Origin of the sequence: Bradyrhizobium pachyrhizi (assembly GCF_029714545.1) — a bacterium.
In the GTDB taxonomy this organism is placed as follows: Bacteria; Pseudomonadota; Alphaproteobacteria; order Rhizobiales; family Xanthobacteraceae; genus Bradyrhizobium; species Bradyrhizobium pachyrhizi.
Map to the genome: position 1 here is coordinate 8648010 of NZ_CP121667.1, position 15997 is coordinate 8664006.

The 15997-nt window shown below is 64.6% G+C and carries 17 protein-coding genes; 5 read left to right on the forward strand and 12 right to left on the reverse strand.

All coding sequences use genetic code 11. From position 1 onward, the window contains the following. Positions 1-128: 128 nt before the first annotated feature. Complete coding sequence (locus QA639_RS40780) at positions 129-359, reverse strand: hypothetical protein (protein WP_028337297.1); 231 nt, start codon at positions 357-359, stop codon at positions 129-131. Between the two features lie 68 nt (positions 360-427). Further along, positions 428-1504 (reverse strand): flavodoxin family protein, encoded by a 1077-nt coding sequence (locus tag QA639_RS40785; RefSeq protein ID WP_283088858.1) that lies wholly within the window; start codon positions 1502-1504, stop codon positions 428-430. Positions 1505-1703: 199 nt separating this feature from the next. Between QA639_RS40785 and QA639_RS40790 the strand changes: the two genes are divergently transcribed. Genes QA639_RS40790 through QA639_RS40800 form a run of 3 tightly spaced genes read left to right on the forward strand, consistent with a single transcriptional unit; the run spans position 1704 to position 3156 of the window. Further along, positions 1704-2327 carry a phosphatase PAP2 family protein gene (locus QA639_RS40790; RefSeq protein ID WP_283088859.1) on the forward strand — a complete coding sequence of 208 codons (624 nt, stop codon included), beginning with the start codon at positions 1704-1706 and terminating at the stop codon, positions 2325-2327. Further along, the gene (locus QA639_RS40795) at positions 2324-2671 is read left to right on the forward strand and encodes a DUF3147 family protein (RefSeq protein WP_283088860.1); all 348 of its coding nucleotides are present in this window, start codon (positions 2324-2326) and stop codon (positions 2669-2671) included. Before QA639_RS40790 ends, QA639_RS40795 begins: the two co-directional genes overlap by 4 nt. Next, a complete protein-coding gene (locus tag QA639_RS40800) occupies positions 2668-3156 on the forward strand; it encodes a DUF3147 family protein (protein ID WP_283088861.1) in 489 nt (162 codons plus the stop codon). Before QA639_RS40795 ends, QA639_RS40800 begins: the two co-directional genes overlap by 4 nt. A gap of 12 nt (positions 3157-3168) precedes the next feature. On the opposite strand, the gene QA639_RS40805 is transcribed toward QA639_RS40800, so the two are convergent. The 8 genes from QA639_RS40805 to QA639_RS40840 all read right to left on the reverse strand — a co-directional run bounded on the left by QA639_RS40805 (position 3169) and on the right by QA639_RS40840 (position 11933). After that, entirely contained in the window at positions 3169-3870 is a 702-nt protein-coding gene (locus QA639_RS40805; protein WP_028337302.1) for a branched-chain amino acid ABC transporter ATP-binding protein, read from the reverse strand. Next, on the reverse strand, positions 3863-4597 hold the full coding sequence (locus tag QA639_RS40810; protein WP_028337303.1) for an ABC transporter ATP-binding protein: 735 nt from the start codon (positions 4595-4597) through the stop codon (positions 3863-3865). The genes QA639_RS40805 and QA639_RS40810 overlap by 8 nt, the downstream gene beginning before the upstream one ends. Then, positions 4584-5678, reverse strand: a complete 1095-nt coding sequence (locus tag QA639_RS40815; protein WP_428841125.1) for a branched-chain amino acid ABC transporter permease — start codon at positions 5676-5678, stop codon at positions 4584-4586. The genes QA639_RS40810 and QA639_RS40815 overlap by 14 nt, the downstream gene beginning before the upstream one ends. A gap of 7 nt (positions 5679-5685) precedes the next feature. Further along, complete coding sequence (locus QA639_RS40820; protein WP_028337305.1) at positions 5686-6903, reverse strand: substrate-binding protein; 1218 nt, start codon at positions 6901-6903, stop codon at positions 5686-5688. 4 nt (positions 6904-6907) lie between these two features. After that, positions 6908-7765 carry a branched-chain amino acid ABC transporter permease gene (locus tag QA639_RS40825; RefSeq protein WP_028343252.1) on the reverse strand — a complete coding sequence of 286 codons (858 nt, stop codon included), beginning with the start codon at positions 7763-7765 and terminating at the stop codon, positions 6908-6910. Positions 7766-7807: 42 nt separating this feature from the next. Beyond that, positions 7808-9322, reverse strand: coding sequence for an amidase (locus QA639_RS40830; protein WP_028337307.1), 1515 nt, complete (start codon positions 9320-9322; stop codon positions 7808-7810). A gap of 165 nt (positions 9323-9487) precedes the next feature. Next, the gene (locus QA639_RS40835) at positions 9488-10672 is read right to left on the reverse strand and encodes a substrate-binding domain-containing protein (RefSeq protein WP_283090700.1); all 1185 of its coding nucleotides are present in this window, start codon (positions 10670-10672) and stop codon (positions 9488-9490) included. Positions 10673-10751: 79 nt separating this feature from the next. After that, entirely contained in the window at positions 10752-11933 is a 1182-nt protein-coding gene (locus QA639_RS40840) for a substrate-binding domain-containing protein (protein ID WP_283088863.1), read from the reverse strand. Positions 11934-12111: 178 nt separating this feature from the next. On the opposite strand from QA639_RS40840, the gene QA639_RS40845 reads away from it, so the two are divergent. Further along, positions 12112-12555: a MarR family winged helix-turn-helix transcriptional regulator gene (locus QA639_RS40845; protein ID WP_016847408.1), complete on the forward strand. Its 444-nt coding sequence runs from the start codon at positions 12112-12114 to the stop codon at positions 12553-12555. Between the two features lie 166 nt (positions 12556-12721). Further along, a complete protein-coding gene (locus tag QA639_RS40850; RefSeq protein WP_028337310.1) occupies positions 12722-13156 on the forward strand; it encodes a VOC family protein in 435 nt (144 codons plus the stop codon). A gap of 123 nt (positions 13157-13279) precedes the next feature. Here QA639_RS40850 and QA639_RS40855 read toward each other — a convergent pair whose 3' ends face one another. Beyond that, the gene (locus QA639_RS40855) at positions 13280-14878 is read right to left on the reverse strand and encodes a DHA2 family efflux MFS transporter permease subunit (protein ID WP_283088864.1); all 1599 of its coding nucleotides are present in this window, start codon (positions 14876-14878) and stop codon (positions 13280-13282) included. A gap of 3 nt (positions 14879-14881) precedes the next feature. After that, positions 14882-15979, reverse strand: coding sequence for an HlyD family secretion protein (locus tag QA639_RS40860; RefSeq protein ID WP_283088865.1), 1098 nt, complete (start codon positions 15977-15979; stop codon positions 14882-14884). Positions 15980-15997: the final 18 nt, after the last annotated feature.

Sequence of the window (15997 nt, forward strand, 5' to 3'; positions counted from 1 at the left end):
CCTGGCTTTCGCCAGGACGACACTGAATGTGTGGCGCGGTCTGTGAGTCACACCACAACGTTCTCGCGACATGATTTGCCCGAGCTAACCGCCACGCTCCATCACGGATGCCCGTTCGCAGGCGACCGTTACATTCCGTGGCTTTCGAAAACCTTCTTGCAGCTCCGGCTCAGGCTGGCCCGCTTCATCTGAAGACAGTTCTGCACGGCACCGTCATTGCCGAGGTCCTTCCGGCAGAAGCGCTGTGCATCGCGCGTGCACGCGCTCTGTTCCGATGGCGTACCGGAATGCTGCGCCAATGCGGCGCCGCTGCTCATCACGGCAGCCGCAACAAGAGCTGCAATCGAAATATAGCGCATTGTGACTTCCTCCCGCGGCCTAACGGGCGGCCGGGGTTCTTCGTTCCTTTGGGAACCCGGATTCCACCCTACTTCGGCTGCGGGTCCTCGAGCCCCTTGCCGGGATCTTCCAGATGTCCGGTGCGCGCGAGGTCGACGGCGGCGCCGAGCGCCAGCGCGACATTGCGCACCTGTTCCTGGAAGGCCTTGTCTTCGTCGAGATCGCGATGCGACGTCGCGTAGGGCTCCATGTAGCCGACATAGCCATCGAGCTCGGCCCTGCCGCCGGCCGAGATCAACTCCATGTCGGTGAGCCAGTCCGCAAGGAAGCGGCGGCAGGTTTCCGCGCCGACGCTGTCGCCGTGGACCACGATGCCGAAATGCCGGCCGCGCAGATGCCTGGGATATGGCCAGCCCTTGAGCTCGAGCGCCTTGGCTTCGCTCGCGGTCTTGCCATGGGTTGAGGTCGGATCGGGATTGCCGCCATCGGCGCAGACCAGGCGATCGATCATCGCCTTGAGCCCGGTCGGCGTCTGGTACCAGTTGACCGGCGAGATGATCATGATGCCGTGCGCGCGCACCCACAGCGGATAGATCTCGTTCATCCAGTCGTCGGTTTGGCCGAGCGAGTGGTTTGGATAGCAGCTGCACGGCCAGTGGCAGAGCGCCATCGAAGTCGACACGCAGGACTTGCAGGGGTGAATCTCCCTTCCGAACTCGGACGTCAGCCGCGACAGATCCAGAATGTCGACCACGAGGCCCATCTCGCGAAAGGCGGCTCCCGCGATCTCGACCATGCGCCAGCTTTTGGACATCTCGCCGGGACAGGTATGCTCGCTGCGCGAGGAGCCGTTGATCAACAGGATATGCGGCGTTTCGTTGGGATCGTCGTGCCTGCGCTGCGCTTCATCGATGGCATCGCGCGCGGACAGCCAATCGACCGCGAGATCATAGTCGGGATCGGCAAAGCCGGGGCCGGCCTTGCGGGTGACCGGCGCCTTGCGCGAATGACGATAGGCGTCCCAGGCGCCGGCGATGATCGTCGCGAGCTCCGTCTGCATGGATTGAAAGACCGGATCGGCAAACCGCTTGCGGTAGCGCCGTTCGAACTCCTCGCGCGAAAGCTTGACCGGCGGCATCCCCTTGCGAACGTCCGGCTCCGTCATCGACACCTCTCCCTGACTACAATCCATCGCCCGCCGTGCATCCCGGTTGGCGCGCGAAGCCTTGGCGCGAAGCCTTGGGGTGAAACCTTCGGATCGGGTCGAGACGGGCAGAAGTTCAAGACCATCGATCTGCATTTGGTTCCTTGCATGCCCCGTTAGGACCCAAGCCGCGGCTGGCGCGTTGGATGGGAACCTGACCATGGATACGACAGCCAGAGTTCGAGCGCGCCGCCAGCGAGGCGCTCCCTTCCCGATCACCATTCGCCCGACCGCGGCGGACGCCATCATCGCGCGCGCGATCGCCCGCAACACCGCACCCGCGCCGGAAGAGATCGCCCGCACACTGACCTGGGGCGCTGACGAAAAGGTCCTGCTTGTGCTCGCCGCCGCCGGCTGGCTCGCCTCACGCGGGCGCGGCGCCTCGCTCGAGCGCGCCGGCAACCACGCGCTGCTGGTGACGGTCGCAGCATCGCTGCTGCCGCATGGACTGAAATTGCTGTTCAATCAGACCCGCCCGGATCGCCTGACCGCGGCCGGCCATGCCAACGGCATCCCGATCTCGGGCAAGCGCGACGACGCCTTTCCATCAGGGCACGCGCTGCATATGGGCGCGCTGGCGTCGGCGGCCGCGACATTGCCCGCCGGCGCGCGGTGCGCAATCCAGACAGTCGCGGTCGGCCTTTCGCTGACGCGCGTTGTGGTGCTCGCACACTGGACGAGCGACGTGATCGCGGGATTCGGCCTCGGAGCGATTCTCGAGCGGCTGCTGCGATTGTGGACCGGTTATCCCGGTGACGATCCGCCGCGGGGCAAGGCGCGATGACCGAATATGTCATCCGATTTCTGCTGGGCGGGGCCGTGGTGTCGGCCTTCGCGATGCTGGGCGACCTGCTGCGCCCGAAGAGCTTCGCCGGGCTGTTCGGCGCGGCGCCGTCGGTCGCGTTCGCGACCCTCGGCATCGCCGTGTACCAGCACGGCGCCGACTACGCCGGCCTGCAGAGCCGCGCGATGATGGCCGGCGCCGTTGCGCTGGCCATCTATAGCTTCGCGGTCTGCCAACTGCTGATTCGCGCGAAGCTGCGCGCCGCCCCCGCCACATTGCTGGCGCTGATCGTCTGGCTGGCGATCGTGTTCGGCTTGTTGGGCGTTGCCGGAGGACAGGAATGACACCGGTCCGCGTCTCACTGTTCGCGCTCAGGGAAAGCCGCTGGACCGAATATCTGATCCGCTTCGTGCTCGGCGGCGGCGCCACCGTCCTGACCGGCCTGATCAGCAGCACTTGCGGCGCCTATGTCGGCGGCGCCTTTCTTGCATTCCCCGCCATCCTTTGCGCCAGCGTGACCCTGATCGAGAAGCATGAAATCCGCCGCAAGCGGAACGCCGGCCTCGACGGCACGTGGCGCGGGCAGCAGGCCGCGGCGCTGGATGCCGCAGGCGCGGCGCTCGGCGCGTTCGGCATGCTGGCATTTGCCATCGTCTTCGCGCTGACGGTGGACCGCAGCGTGCCGGCCGCCTTCATCGCCGCAGCGCTGGCCTGGCTGATCTGCTCGGTCGCGGCCTGGTATGCGCGTCGCGAGATGCGATCGGTACGGCGGACGCGGACGCCGGGAGACGGCGTGATCGGGCGGAAGGCCGACCGCCTGCCGCATTGAAATTCCGCAGCGCTACGGCGCCAGGTAGCGCAGCAGTTCCGGATCGCTCCGCACCTCACTCGCGCCGCCCTGCAGCGCGACGCGACCGCGGTCCAGCACATAGGCATAGTCGGCGACGCGCAGCGCGAGGTCGAGATGCTGCTCGACGATCACGACCGAGATGCTCTTGGCGAGCTCGATCAGCCGCTCGGTGATCTCCTCGATCACGCCGATCCAGACGCCTTCGGTCGGCTCGTCCAGCAGCAGCAATTTTGGATTGCCGAGCATGGCACGGCCGATCGCCAGCATCTTGCGCTCGCCGCCGGACAGCGTGCCGGCCGGCTGGTCGAGGCGCTGGCCGAGTTTCGGGAAGATGGTCAGCACGCGATCGACCGCGCTCGAATCCGAATTGAACAGCGAGCCGACCGCGAGGTTGTCGCGAACCGACAGGCGGGCGAACACCGAATGCTCCTGCGGCACATAGCCGATGCCGGAGCGCACCCGCTCCTCGGTGCGGCGGCGGGTGATGTCGCGGCCGTCGAAGAACAATTCGCCCTGCGAGCTCGTGAGCTCGCCGACGATGGTCTTCATCAGCGTGGTCTTGCCGGCACCGTTGCGGCCGAGCACGGCGACGCCGCCGCGCCAGGGAATGCCGATGTTGACATCGAACAGCACCTGGCTGCGGCCGTAACCAGCATCGAGATGCCGGATATCGAGGAAGGTTTGCTCAGGCACGGCGAAGATAGATCTCCTGGACGCTTTTATTGGCCTGGATTTCCGCGACCGTTCCCGAGGCCAGCACCTTGCCCTGGTCGAGCACGGTGAGGCGGTCGCAGATGTCGCGGATGAAATCGAGGTCGTGTTCGACGATGACGAGCGAGCAATGCTGCTTGATCGGTTGCAACAATTCGCCGGTGACGCGGCGCTCCTCGAGGCTCATGCCGCCGGTCGGCTCGTCCAGCAGCAACAGCCGCGGCTTGCCGGCGAGCGCCATCGCGATCTCGAGCCACTGCTGCTGGCCGTGCGACAACGCCGCGGCGGCATCATGCGCGCGATCGGCGAGGCGGAACTGGGTCAGCATCGTCATCACCTGATCGTGCAGCTTGTTGCGGGTGCGCGACAGCACCAGATCGAACAGCGAGCAGTGCGCCTGCAGCGCCAGCAGGATGTTGTCGTACAGCGTCAGCGTCGGCAGCACCGAGGTGATCTGGAACTTCAGGCTCATGCCGGCGCGCGCGCGCTCGGTCGGCGTGAACGCGGTGATGTCGGTGTTGATGAAGCTGACCTTGCCCGTGGTCGGCACCTCGGCGCCGGCGACGCATTTCATCAGCGTGCTCTTGCCCGAGCCGTTGGGGCCGATCAGGCCGTGGAACTCGTTCTCGCCGACGGTCAGCGCCGCGCCGTCGAGCGCAGTGAGCTTGCCGAACACCTTGCTGATGCCTTGCGCCTCAAGGAGCGGCATTGCCGGTCTCCTTCGGGGCTTTGCCGAAACTGCCGACCCGCTCGCGCTCGCCGAGCACGAAGGAGATCAGCCCGAGCGGCCGGAACATGATGACGAGCAGCAGCAGCACGCCGAGGATAATCGGCCAGACGTCGCGGTAATTATCCGACAGCCAGAAGCTGACGCCCTCGATGATCACGGTGCCGATCACGGCGCCGATCAGCGTGCCGGAGCCGCCGAACAAAACGTAGAGCACGACCTGGGTCGAGAACACGACGCCCAGCATGTTGGGCCAGACGAAGCCCTCGTGGAAGGCATAGAGGCTGCCGGCGAGGCCGGCGATGGTGCCGCCGACCGCGAAGATGATCGCCTTCAGATGCTGCGCCTTGTAGCCGAAGAAGGCGATGCGCTGCTCGTTCTCGCGCAGGCCGGCGAGCGCCAGCCCGAATTGCGAGCGGACCAGGAAGCGGCAGAGCAGATAAACGACCACGAGGATGCCGAGCACCATGTAGTAGTAGATCGGCCCCTCCTCGAACTCGTAGCTGCCGAGGGTGAGCGGCGGAATCGACGGGATGCCGTTCTGGCCGCCGAGATAGTACCAGCCGCGCGCCAGCCGGTCCGCGGCATAGGAGCCGGTGAGGGTACCGAGCGAGACGAAGATCACGCTCGAGGGATAACGCCCGAGCAGCAGGAAGCCGCCGAGCAGCAGCGACGCGGTGAGCCCGATCAACGTGCCGGCGGGCAGGACCAGGAGAATCGACGTGACGTTGAGATCGCGCGCCATCAGCGCTACGCCGTAGCCGGCGGCGCCGAAGAATAGCGCCTGGCCGAAGCTCATGATGCCGGCATAGCCCCACACCAGATCGAACGACAGCGCGAACAGCGCGAGGATCACCACGCGCGTGGCGAACACCGTGAGATAATCCTGCAGCACCCATGGCAGGACCAGTGCGATCAGCAGCACCAGCCCCTCCACGATCGGCAGGACCTTCCATCCTGCCGATGCTCGTCCCGCCGGCGCGCTTGCGGCCGGTGCACCCTCGCCCGTCACGACATCTGGTTCCTCACCGACGCGTGCGACAGCCTCTCTTGCTCCAACCATTGATCGCTCAGCATTCCTTGGGATCAACGAGACCGTCGCTGCGCGCCACGATCTCATAGTTCCCGCCTTTGGCAACAGCGGTGTACATCTTCATCTTGCAGTGACGCTTGCCCGGCACCATCTCCGCGGGTCCGCCCGGCCCTTCGGCGATCTTGGCGTGGTCGAGCGCGGCCGCAACGGAATCGCGGTCGACCTTGCCGGCCTCCTTGACCGCCGCCTCCCACAGCTTGAGGCCGCGATAGGTGCCGGTGGCGGCGCTGCCGGCCGCGAACAGGAAGTTGCCGGGGAAATCCTTCTCATAGGCCGCCTGGAGCTTGGCGTCGAACGGATCCTCCTTGGTCAGCACCTTGAAATAGTCGAGGCAGCTCGCAAGGCCCTCGATCTCGTTGGCCTGATTGATGTTGAGCGTGTTCTCGTCATAGTAGACGCAGGCGAGCCGCCCGCCGTTCTTGAGGAAGCCGGCTTCATAGAGCTGCTTGAAGAACGGACCGACGCCGGGCGGGATCACCGTGTTGAAAACGACGTCGACCTTGTTGGAGATGACGCGGTTGACGGTGGCCGAGAAATCGACCTGGTCGAGCGGGTAGTATTCCTCGAACACCACCTCGCCGCCGTTCGACTCGATCACCTTGCGGGCGTAGACGTTGAGCGTGTGCGGCCAGACATAGTTGGCGCTCGGCAGCGCGAACTTCTTGCCGCCGTTCTTGATCAGCCAGGGAATGAAGGTGTCGCATTGCTGCGCCGGGGTCGGTCCGGTGCAGAACAAATAGGGCGTGCACTCCTTGCCCTCGTAGAGCTGCGGATAGATGTAGAGCGTCTTGCCGCGCGCCACGATCGGATCCTTGATCGCGTTGCGCATCGACGAGGTGATGCCGCCGAGCACCATGTCGACCTTGTCGCGCTGGATCAGCTTGCGGACATTGCCGACCGCGACCGATTCGTTCGAGGCGGTGTCCTCGATATAGAGCTCGAGCGGCCGGCCGAGCAGGCCGCCGCCGGCGTTGATCTCCTTGATCACCATCTTGGCGACGTTGGCGTCGGCGTTGCCGGCATAGGCGATCGGGCCGGTCAGGTCGGTCGCGATGCCGACCTTGATCGGTCCCTCGGCGGCATTGGCCCAGTCGGGCCTGACCACCCAGCTACCGACCCCGGTCGCGAGCGCGCCGGTCGCGAACGCGAAATTGCTCATGAAGCGGCGGCGGGTGAGATTGGTGCGATCGAACATCTGACTAAACCCCTTTTCCCGATATGAGGCCCTGCGGGCGGAATTTGATGAAGGCAATGGCGAGCACGAAGACCAGGACGTCGGCGACGACCGGAGACATCACCCATGGCAGCGCCGCGCTGAGCGTGCCGATCACACCGGCGCCGGCGACCGGACCGATGAAGGAGCCGACCCCACCCACCATCACGGCGACGAAGCCCTGGATCAGGAAGCGGATGCCGAGATCTGCAAACAGGCTGAACACCGGCACGATCAGCGCCCCGGCAAGCCCGGCCAGCGCCGCGCCGAACGCGAAGGTCGCCCCGTAGATCAGGGGCGTCGAGATGCCCGACGCGCGGGCCAGCGCCGGGTTCTCCAGCGTGGCGCGGACGCGAAGCCCGAACGAGGTGCGCGCCAGCAAGAGATAGCAGGCGCCCATCACCAGCAGCGTGATGACGATGATGGTGAAGCGCCAGGCCGAGATGTGGACGGAGCCGAGGTCGATCGAGCCGCCGATCGGCTCCGGCACCGTGAGATAGAAGCCGCCGATCAGGCCGCGCACGCTTTCGCGGATGATCAGGCCGAGCGCATAGGTGCCGAGCATCGCCACGATCGGCGCGGCGTAGAACCGCCTGATGATCAGCGCCTCCAGCACGAAGCCGATCGCGCCGACCACGAAGGGCGCCGCGACCATGCCGGCCCAGACCGGGGCGCCATGGGCGTAGGCCAGATAGGTCACATAGGCCCCGAGCAGGACGAACTCGCCCTGCGCGAAGTTGAAGATGCCCATCATGCTGGCGATGATGCCGAGCCCGAGCACCACCAGCACGATGATCGCACCGAAGCTCACGATCTCGAACGCCGCGGCAAAAGTGCTAGCCATGGCGTTCGATCCATCCAGCCTGCGTCTGCAACAAGCGGCGCCTCACATCTTCTTCCAGTCGCCGGCCTGCTCGAAGGCGTGCGCGGCGCGGTAGATGGTGGATTCCTCGAACATCCGACCAACCAGCATCAACCCGACCGGCAGGCCGTCGACCATGCCGCAGGGCAGCGACATCGCCGGGTGGTGGGTGATGTCGAACGGCGCGGTGTTGGTGATCATCTCGAGCGCGCGTGCGACATAGTCCTCGCGGCTGGCATTGGCCGCCGGCAGCGCCGGCGCCTTCATCGGCGTGGTCGGCAGCAGCAGCAGGTCGTAATCCTTGAACGCCTTGTCATAGGCCGCGGTGAGGCGGCGGGAGATGTTGAGCGCCTTGCCGTAGAAGCGCGGACCGAAATTGTTGTTGATGTAGGTGCCGAGCATCATGAACAGCTTGGTGGTCTCCGACAGCGAATCCGCCTGGCGGCGCCAGCCGCGATGGAAGTCCATCAGCGAGGTCGAATAGAGGTCGGACCGGCTGAGGCCGTAGCCGTCGCCGAACATCATGGTCTGGGTCAGGCCTTCGGTGCCGATCGGGGTCCAGATCGCGGGGCCGACCATGTGCATCGGGATCGACACGGTGTCGACCGACGCGCCGAGGTCCTTGAAGCGCTTGGCCGCCTCGCGCACGCTTTCATTGACCGCGGCCTCCGCGGTCGGCTGCTCGAAGCCTTCCTTGAGGATGCCGATCTTCATGCCCTTGACGCCTTTGCCCAGCGCCTTGGTGTAATCCTCGACCTTGGGCGCCTTGATGCGCGGATCGTAGCCGTCGTCGCCGGCGATCACCTCGAGCAGCAGCGCGTTGTCCTCCACCGTCGCGGTCATCGGTCCGGTGTGGTCGACGAAGATCTCGATCGGCATGATGCCGGTATAGGGCACGAGGCCCCAGGTCGGCTTCATGCCGTAGGTGCCGCAGAACGAGGACGGCATGCGGATCGAGCCGCCCTGGTCGCCGCCGATCGCCATGTCGACCTCGCCGAGCGCGACCACGACGCCGGAGCCCGACGACGAGCCGCCGGCCGAGTAACCCATCTTGTGCGGATTGTGCACCGCTCCGTAGGAGTTGGTGTGACTGCCGCCGGACAGGCAGAAATGTTCGCAATGGGTCTTGCCCGCGATCTCGGCGCCGGCATCGAGCATGCGCGTGACGATGGTGGCGTCGAAATCGGGGATATAGCCTTCCAGCGTCGACGAGCCGTTCGTCATCGGCACGCCGGCCAGCATGATGTTGTCCTTCAGCGCCACCGTCTTGCCCTTGAGCTTGCCGGAGGCCGCGCCTTTCACGGTCGACTTGTAGTACCAGGCGTTGCGCGGGTTCTCCTCTGGCGCCGGGCGATAGCCGGGCGTGCGCGGATATTTCACCGCGGGCAGTTCGTCCGGCATCGCGGCGATCACGTTGTAGGCGTCGATCGAGCCCTGCATCAGGCCGCGGAACGAGGCCACATCCTCATCGGTCAGTGACAGGCCGCACTGCTCGGCGACGGCACGAAGTTGCGTTGGCGTGGGAAGGACGACGGTCACGGCGCTCTCCTGATAGCTTTTGATCTTTGGATTTGATCCCTCGACGCAGGGCACAGCGGCGCGTTGCCGGCGCGTACCGCTCACCCCGTTGCTGTATTGAAAACGGAAATATTTTCCTTTTCAAGTATTATTTCGCAAAACCTTCCGGCGACGCTGTCGCACTGCTCAGATCGGCTTGATCACCCTGAAGTCGAGACCGTCGGCTTCGGCAAGATACATCGGCATCCTGGCATGGCCGTTGCGCACCGTGACCGGGCCGCGCGGGCCGCGATAGACGAGGTTATCCGCCGCCGCGAGCAGCGGCCGCATATCCAGCGTGCCGGCGCGCTTGGCGGCGGCCTCGAGCAGGCAGAATCCTTCGTAGGCGGACTCGCTGCACGAGCCGACCGGCGGCGCGAAGGCACCGAACATCGCGCGATAGCGGTCCCTGAAATCGTCGCCTTCGCGTGAGCCGACGGAGGGGAAATAGCCGGAGGCGCAGTACAGGTTCTCGGTCTTGTCGGCGCCGATGCCGAGCAGCGCCGTCTCGTCGAAACAGCCGGCGAAGCGCAGCGTGGTGGCGGCAAGACCGGCATCGGCGAAGGCGCGGTTGAAGGTCACGCTGTCGGTGCCGATCAGCGAGATCAGCACGACATCGGGTTTCGCGGCGCGGATGCGTTCCAGCTGCGCCTCGTGATTATCCTCGCCGACCGGCACGAACTCCTCGCCGACCACGAGACCGCCGGTCTCCTTGATGTAGCGCTTCACCGCGCGGTGCGACTGCCATGGCCAGACATAATCGCTGCCGATCAGGTACCAGCGCGAAGCGCGCTTCGCCTCGGCCAGCCAGTGAATCGACGGCCGGTTCTGCCAGCGCGGCGTCTCGCCGATCGCGATGACGCCCGGCGTCCGTTCACCGCCCTCATAGACCGGCGTGTAGATGTAGGGGATCTTGCTGCGGGTGATCAGGCCACGCAACGCGACGCGCACCGCGCTGGTGTGCATGCCCATGATGAGATCGACGTCGTCGGATGCGATCGCCTGCTCGGCGCGGTCGAGCACGTCCTCGATCGGTCCGCCGGCATCATAGACCGAGAATTCGATCTCGCGGCCGAGGATGCCGCCGCGCCGGTTGATGTCGGCGACGGCGAGCTGCGCGCTCGAGGTCGCGGCCGGTCCCCACATCCCGGGCGAACCGGTGCAGCAGACGAAGCCGGCGATCCGCAGCCGGCTGCGCGCACCGCGCGGACCGAAACCGTCCCGATCCATCGGGGAAAAGACCCGATCGGACCGCGCCGACGTCAGGTTCCGGAACAGCAGGGATGGCGGGCATGGAAGGCCGCCATACCTGTTGCTCGATATTCGGGCCATGACGTAGGGCGTCGAATGCACACCTGCTCCTGTCTGGTACCGGCAAGCCGCGCGGCGAGCGCGGCATCGCCCGATCCATCTAGATCGTCCTGATCACATTGAAGTCGAGACCGTCGGCCTCGGCAAGATAGATCGGCATCTCGGCGCGGCCGTCGCGAATGGTGACGGTGCCGCGGGCGCCGCTGTAGACGAGGTTGTGCGCTGCGGCGGACAATGGTCCGATCGACAGCGAGCGCGCCTGGTTGGCCGCCGCCTCGAGAAAGCGCATCCCCTCATAATTGGACTGCCCGACCGAGCCGATCGGCGGCGCATGCGCCCCGAACATCGCGCGGTAGCTGGTCCGGAAGTCGTCATTGGCGCGCGAATCGATGCAGCCGAAATAGCCGGAGGCGCAGAACAGGTTTTGGGTCGAGTCCGGGCCGATGCCGAGCATCACGGTCTCGTCCATCGCGCCCGCATAGCGCAGCGTGGTCGCCGCAAGCCCGGCCTCGGCGAAGGCGCGGTTGAAGGTGATGCTGTCGGTGCCGATCAGGGTGATCAGCACGACATCGGGCCGTGCTGCGCGAATCCGCGCCAGATGCGGCTCGTGATTGTCCTCGCCGAGCGGGACGAATTCCTCGCCGACGACGTGGCCGCCGGCCTCCTTGAGGTAGCGCTTCACCGCGCGATGCGACTGCCAGGGCCAGACATAATCGCTACCGATCAGGTACCAGCGCTGCGCCTTCTTGACCTCGGCGAGCCAGTGGATCGCCGGCCGGCTCTCGGCGCGCGGCGTCTCGCCGATCGCCATCACGCCAGGCGTCCGCTCGCCGCCCTCATAGACCGGCGTGTAGACATAGGGGATGCGGCCGGCCGTGACCTTGCGCAGCGCGAGGCGCACCGCCGAGATATGCGAGCCCATGATGACGTCGATCTCGTCGAACGCGATCGCCCGCTCGGCGCGGCGCACGACTTCCTCGATCGGGCCGCCGGCGTCGTACATCGACAATTCGACCTCGCGGCCCCGGATGCCGCCGCGCCGGTTGATCTCGGCGACCGCGAGCATGACGCTGTTGGCGGAGATCGGCCCCCAGATCCCGGGCGCGCCGGAGAAGGTGATGAAATTGCCGATTCGAAGCTTGCTGTCGGTGCCGCGACGGCGCGACGAGCCGGGCTTGAGGGTCAAAGCAAGATCGGCCGCGCAGGACGACGGGTTTCGAAACAGCAGCGGCGGCGCGACGGGCATGCCGCCATACGCCTGGAAAGAGACCGTCGAGAGCACGCCAACTCCTGTCTGGGAAGCAGTACGCAACGCAGCCAGCGGGCGGTCGCGGCATCCGCCCCTTGGTTGGGGGAATATCCTAGGTGAAAATATTGAATATTCAACAATTGAAGTGCATATAGAAACGGCATGAGTTGCCGGACATTCATTCACCGGGTCAGGAACCAGGTCTCACGCCGTGGCTAAACCGCCGAAAGAAAATTCCCCGATCACCGAACATCTCGCCTACCTGCTGGCGCAAGCCAACCGGGAGATCAACCGGCAGTTGGAGACGCGGCTCGCCAAGGAAGGCGTGCCGGTCGAGCAGTGGCGCATCCTGAAAGTGCTGTCCGACGGCAACGGCCACTCGATGGGCGAGCTTGCGGATGCTGTGCTGCTCAACCATCCGACGCTGACCAAGATGATCGACCGCATGGTGTCGGACGCGTTGGTCTATCGCGTCCAGGATCCCAAGGATCGCCGCAAGGTGCTGATGTTCGTCTCCGACCGCGGTAAGGCGCTGTGCCGGCGGCTCAACTCGCTCGCGGTGAGCCAGGAGGAGCACATCGTCGAGAGCTATGGCGACAAGTCGACCACAGAGCTCAAGCGCCTGCTGGAAAGCCTGATCGGCAGCGCCAATTAAGGCCGCGCCGGCCCGGCGCGCTTCTAACGAAACCATCGAAAAAAGACCGGCGGGAAATGTCGGGATGCAGCGGTTTGGTGCGTCCTTGGGGCGCGCCCTGCGGCGCCAGCCTTCGCGCTTGGCCGGGCTGGTCCACCCGATTACTCGTTAGTGAGGATTTCCCGTCATGACTTCGATCACGCCGTTCCTCTGGCTCGACAACAACGTCCGCGACGCGGTCGCCTTCTACCAATCGGTGTTCCCGAACGCCAAGATCGAGACCGTCAGCGATTTCATGGCGAGCTTCGAACTCGAGGGGCAGCGGTTCCACGCGCTCAATGGCGGGCCGCAGCACAAGTTCAACGAGGCGGTGTCATTCTTCCTGAGCGTCGAGACCCAGGAGCAGGTGGACTACTTCTGGGAGAAGCTCACCGACGGCGGCCAGGAATCGCGCTGCGGCTGGCTCAAGGACAAATTCGGCCTGTCCTGGCAGGTGATCCCGACCGCGCTCGGCCGTTATCTCAGCGCCCCCGACCGCAAGGCAGCCGACCGCGCGATGCAGGCGATGCTGAAGATGCAGAAGATCGTGATCGCCGATCTCGACAAGGCCTTCGCCGGGTAAGCTCTCCCTGCGTTAGTCCTTGCGATACGGCCCGTGCAAGCCGCTGGTTGAGCCAGCGGCAGCGCCGACCTGCCGCGGCTCGCCTTCACATCGATCGGGTGTGACTGCGGCCAGACTTGTCTCTCATGGCGTGGGTCGATGAGGAGAAAGGCGATGCAGCATGATCTTGGCCAGGATCAGGACTGGAGCGGCACCGAGAAATAACAGCGCGACCGCCAGGAAGCATTCGTTGAATGACACAGTTGCGACTTGGCGTCCGAATTCCTGCTGAATGACCCTGATCGCGGCTTGTCCCGCGTCTTCGGGGTTGAAGCCTCTCGAAATCAGCGCCATCTCGATCGCTTCCCGGCGCTGAATGAAGGCCGGATTTCCGGGAGTGATGAATTGGGAGAGCACAGTCCTGTTCAGCACGTTCTGATGATCAAGATAGGTCGCGAGCCAGCCGATCCCGACCTGGCCTCCCAGCTGGCGCCCCACATTGAACAAGGCAATTCCGTGAGCGAGAGCCACGCCGTTCAATCCATTGAGCGTCACGAGCGTGAGAGACACGAACAGCAAACCCAGGCCAAAGCCGCGGAGGAGCAGGACGGCAACCAGATCGGGTAATCCGCTTTGTGAGGTCGATCCCGACATCATCAACATCGCCGCCATGAAACAGAGGATGCCAATCGGGATTGGCCTCGTAGGATCAAGCGATCTGAACTGGATCGCCGAACCTGCCGCGAGCAGGCCGGCGCACACGCAAAGTCCACTCGGCAACAGCAGAAAGCCTGCATAGGTCGGCGAGAAATCAAGGACGTTCGTGGCAAAAGCCGGGATGATAAACGCACTGCCGAACAGCGCGCATCCGGCGATGAAGCTCACCAGGAAGCCGAAGCTGAAATGCTCGTCTTTAAAGGCGCCGAAGTCGATCAACGCGCCACGGCGCTGCGAGGCAAATTGCCAGACGACGAACGCCACCGTGGCGATCATGGCGACGATCGTGAGCACGACGATTTCGGGCTCATCAAACCAATTATATCGGCTGCCTTCCTGGGTGACGAACACGATCGCCGTCATGGCGGTAGCCATAAGGCTGACGCCGATCCAATCGAATGGCTTGCTTTCCGTTCTAGGTATGCCGGCAAGGGGGAGCAAGAGAGCGGCTATCAATCCGCAGAGTGCGAGCGGGAAACTGGCCCAAAATATCCATGACCAGCTTCCGCTATCGACTGCCCATCCCTGGAGCGCCGGCGTCAACGTCGTCGGCGCCATGATGACGCTGATTGCAAAGGCCGCTTGCACGACGCCCTGCTGCCGTCGTGCAAAGACTTCGAACAAGACAAATTGGCTGCAGACGAGCAGCACGGCACCGGCGCCCCCCTGGAGAATGCGCCACATGATGAGGACTTCGAGGTGGTTGGTCATCGCACAGCCGACCAAGCTTGCGAGCAGCACCGTCGTGGCAGCAAAGATGAGCCTTCCCGAAGTCACCCGAAGGCAAAGCCAGGCGGCGACGGGAAAGCAGGTGAGCTTTGCCGCGAGGTAGGCCATGTTGACCCATGCAATTTCATCGGGCGTGGCGTGGGTAGAACCCATGAGGTGGGCCCGCGCGATCACCAGCACCGTGCTGTTGATGGCATCGATGGCTGTCGCAAGGATCAAGAGGAGGAGGACCCATCCTCGCAAGGCAGATCGCTCACCTGAAGTGGCCTCCGCCACAGATTGCGCAGAGGTGCTCATGACCTAGTTCGCCTCGCGAAAGAGCGATACCGTGGCATCCTCAGGCGCGCGGCCTGAGGCTGGCTTCGCATGCGTCGTCAGGTCGACCGACACGTCGACGGACATTCCCGGAACGAGTCGGCCGTGTAAGGCGTTCGCATGGTCGAGGCGGATCTTGACGGGAACACGCTGTACAATCCGCACGAAGTTTCCGGTCGCGTTATCGGGCGGAATGAGGCTGAACGCGGCACCACTGCCCGGTGAAAGGCTGTCGAGCGTTCCACGCATTCTGACATTCGCGTAGCCGTCGACAGTTATCTCGGCCGGCTGCCCGATACGCATCCGGGAAATCTGAGTTTCCTTGAAGTTGGCGACCACCCAAACGCGGTCAACTGGAACGATCGAGAGCAGACTTCCGCCGGGGCGAACATACTCGCCAAGCCGAACTCGGCGATTTCCAACGATGCCGGCGACGGGAGCGCGGATAATGGTTTCGGACAAAGCGATCTCGGCAAGCGAAAGGCCGGCTCGGGCCTCCGCAAGTCGCGCCGCAAGTTGAGCCGATTCTGACGCGAGCACTGCCTCTTGCTCGCGCGCTGCGGTGATCGCTGCTTGGCTGCGCGCCAGCGCAGCTCGCGCTCGGCTTTGATCCGCAATGGCAGTGTCGTGGACACGGACAGAGACTGCGCCGGTTTGCAGCAGATGGCTGGTCCGACCGAATTGACGTTCAGCAAGATCCAGATCCGCTTGGGTCATCTGGGATGACGCTTCAGCTTCGCGAACGACTGCCTGCTGCAGGTCCTTACGTCTCGCGAGGTTCTCGATGGCAGCCTGGACTTGGCTAACCGAAGCCGCAGCCCGGTCCCGCTGTGCGCGATAATCCTCGTCCGCGATTCGGACAAGGATGTCTCCGGCTGAGACCGCCTGATTGTCGTGTACTGCGACTTCCGCGACGTAACCTGAGACCTTCGGCGCGATCGCGGTGATATCGCCGTGGACATACGCGTTGTCCGTTGTCTCCGTCGATTGGGCGTGCCCCCACCACGCCCATCCGACCCCAACCGCTAAGATCGTCACTGAAATGACCGCCCCGACGATCACACGGCGTCCAATTCGTCTCATCTCAAGGCTTCCTTGCAT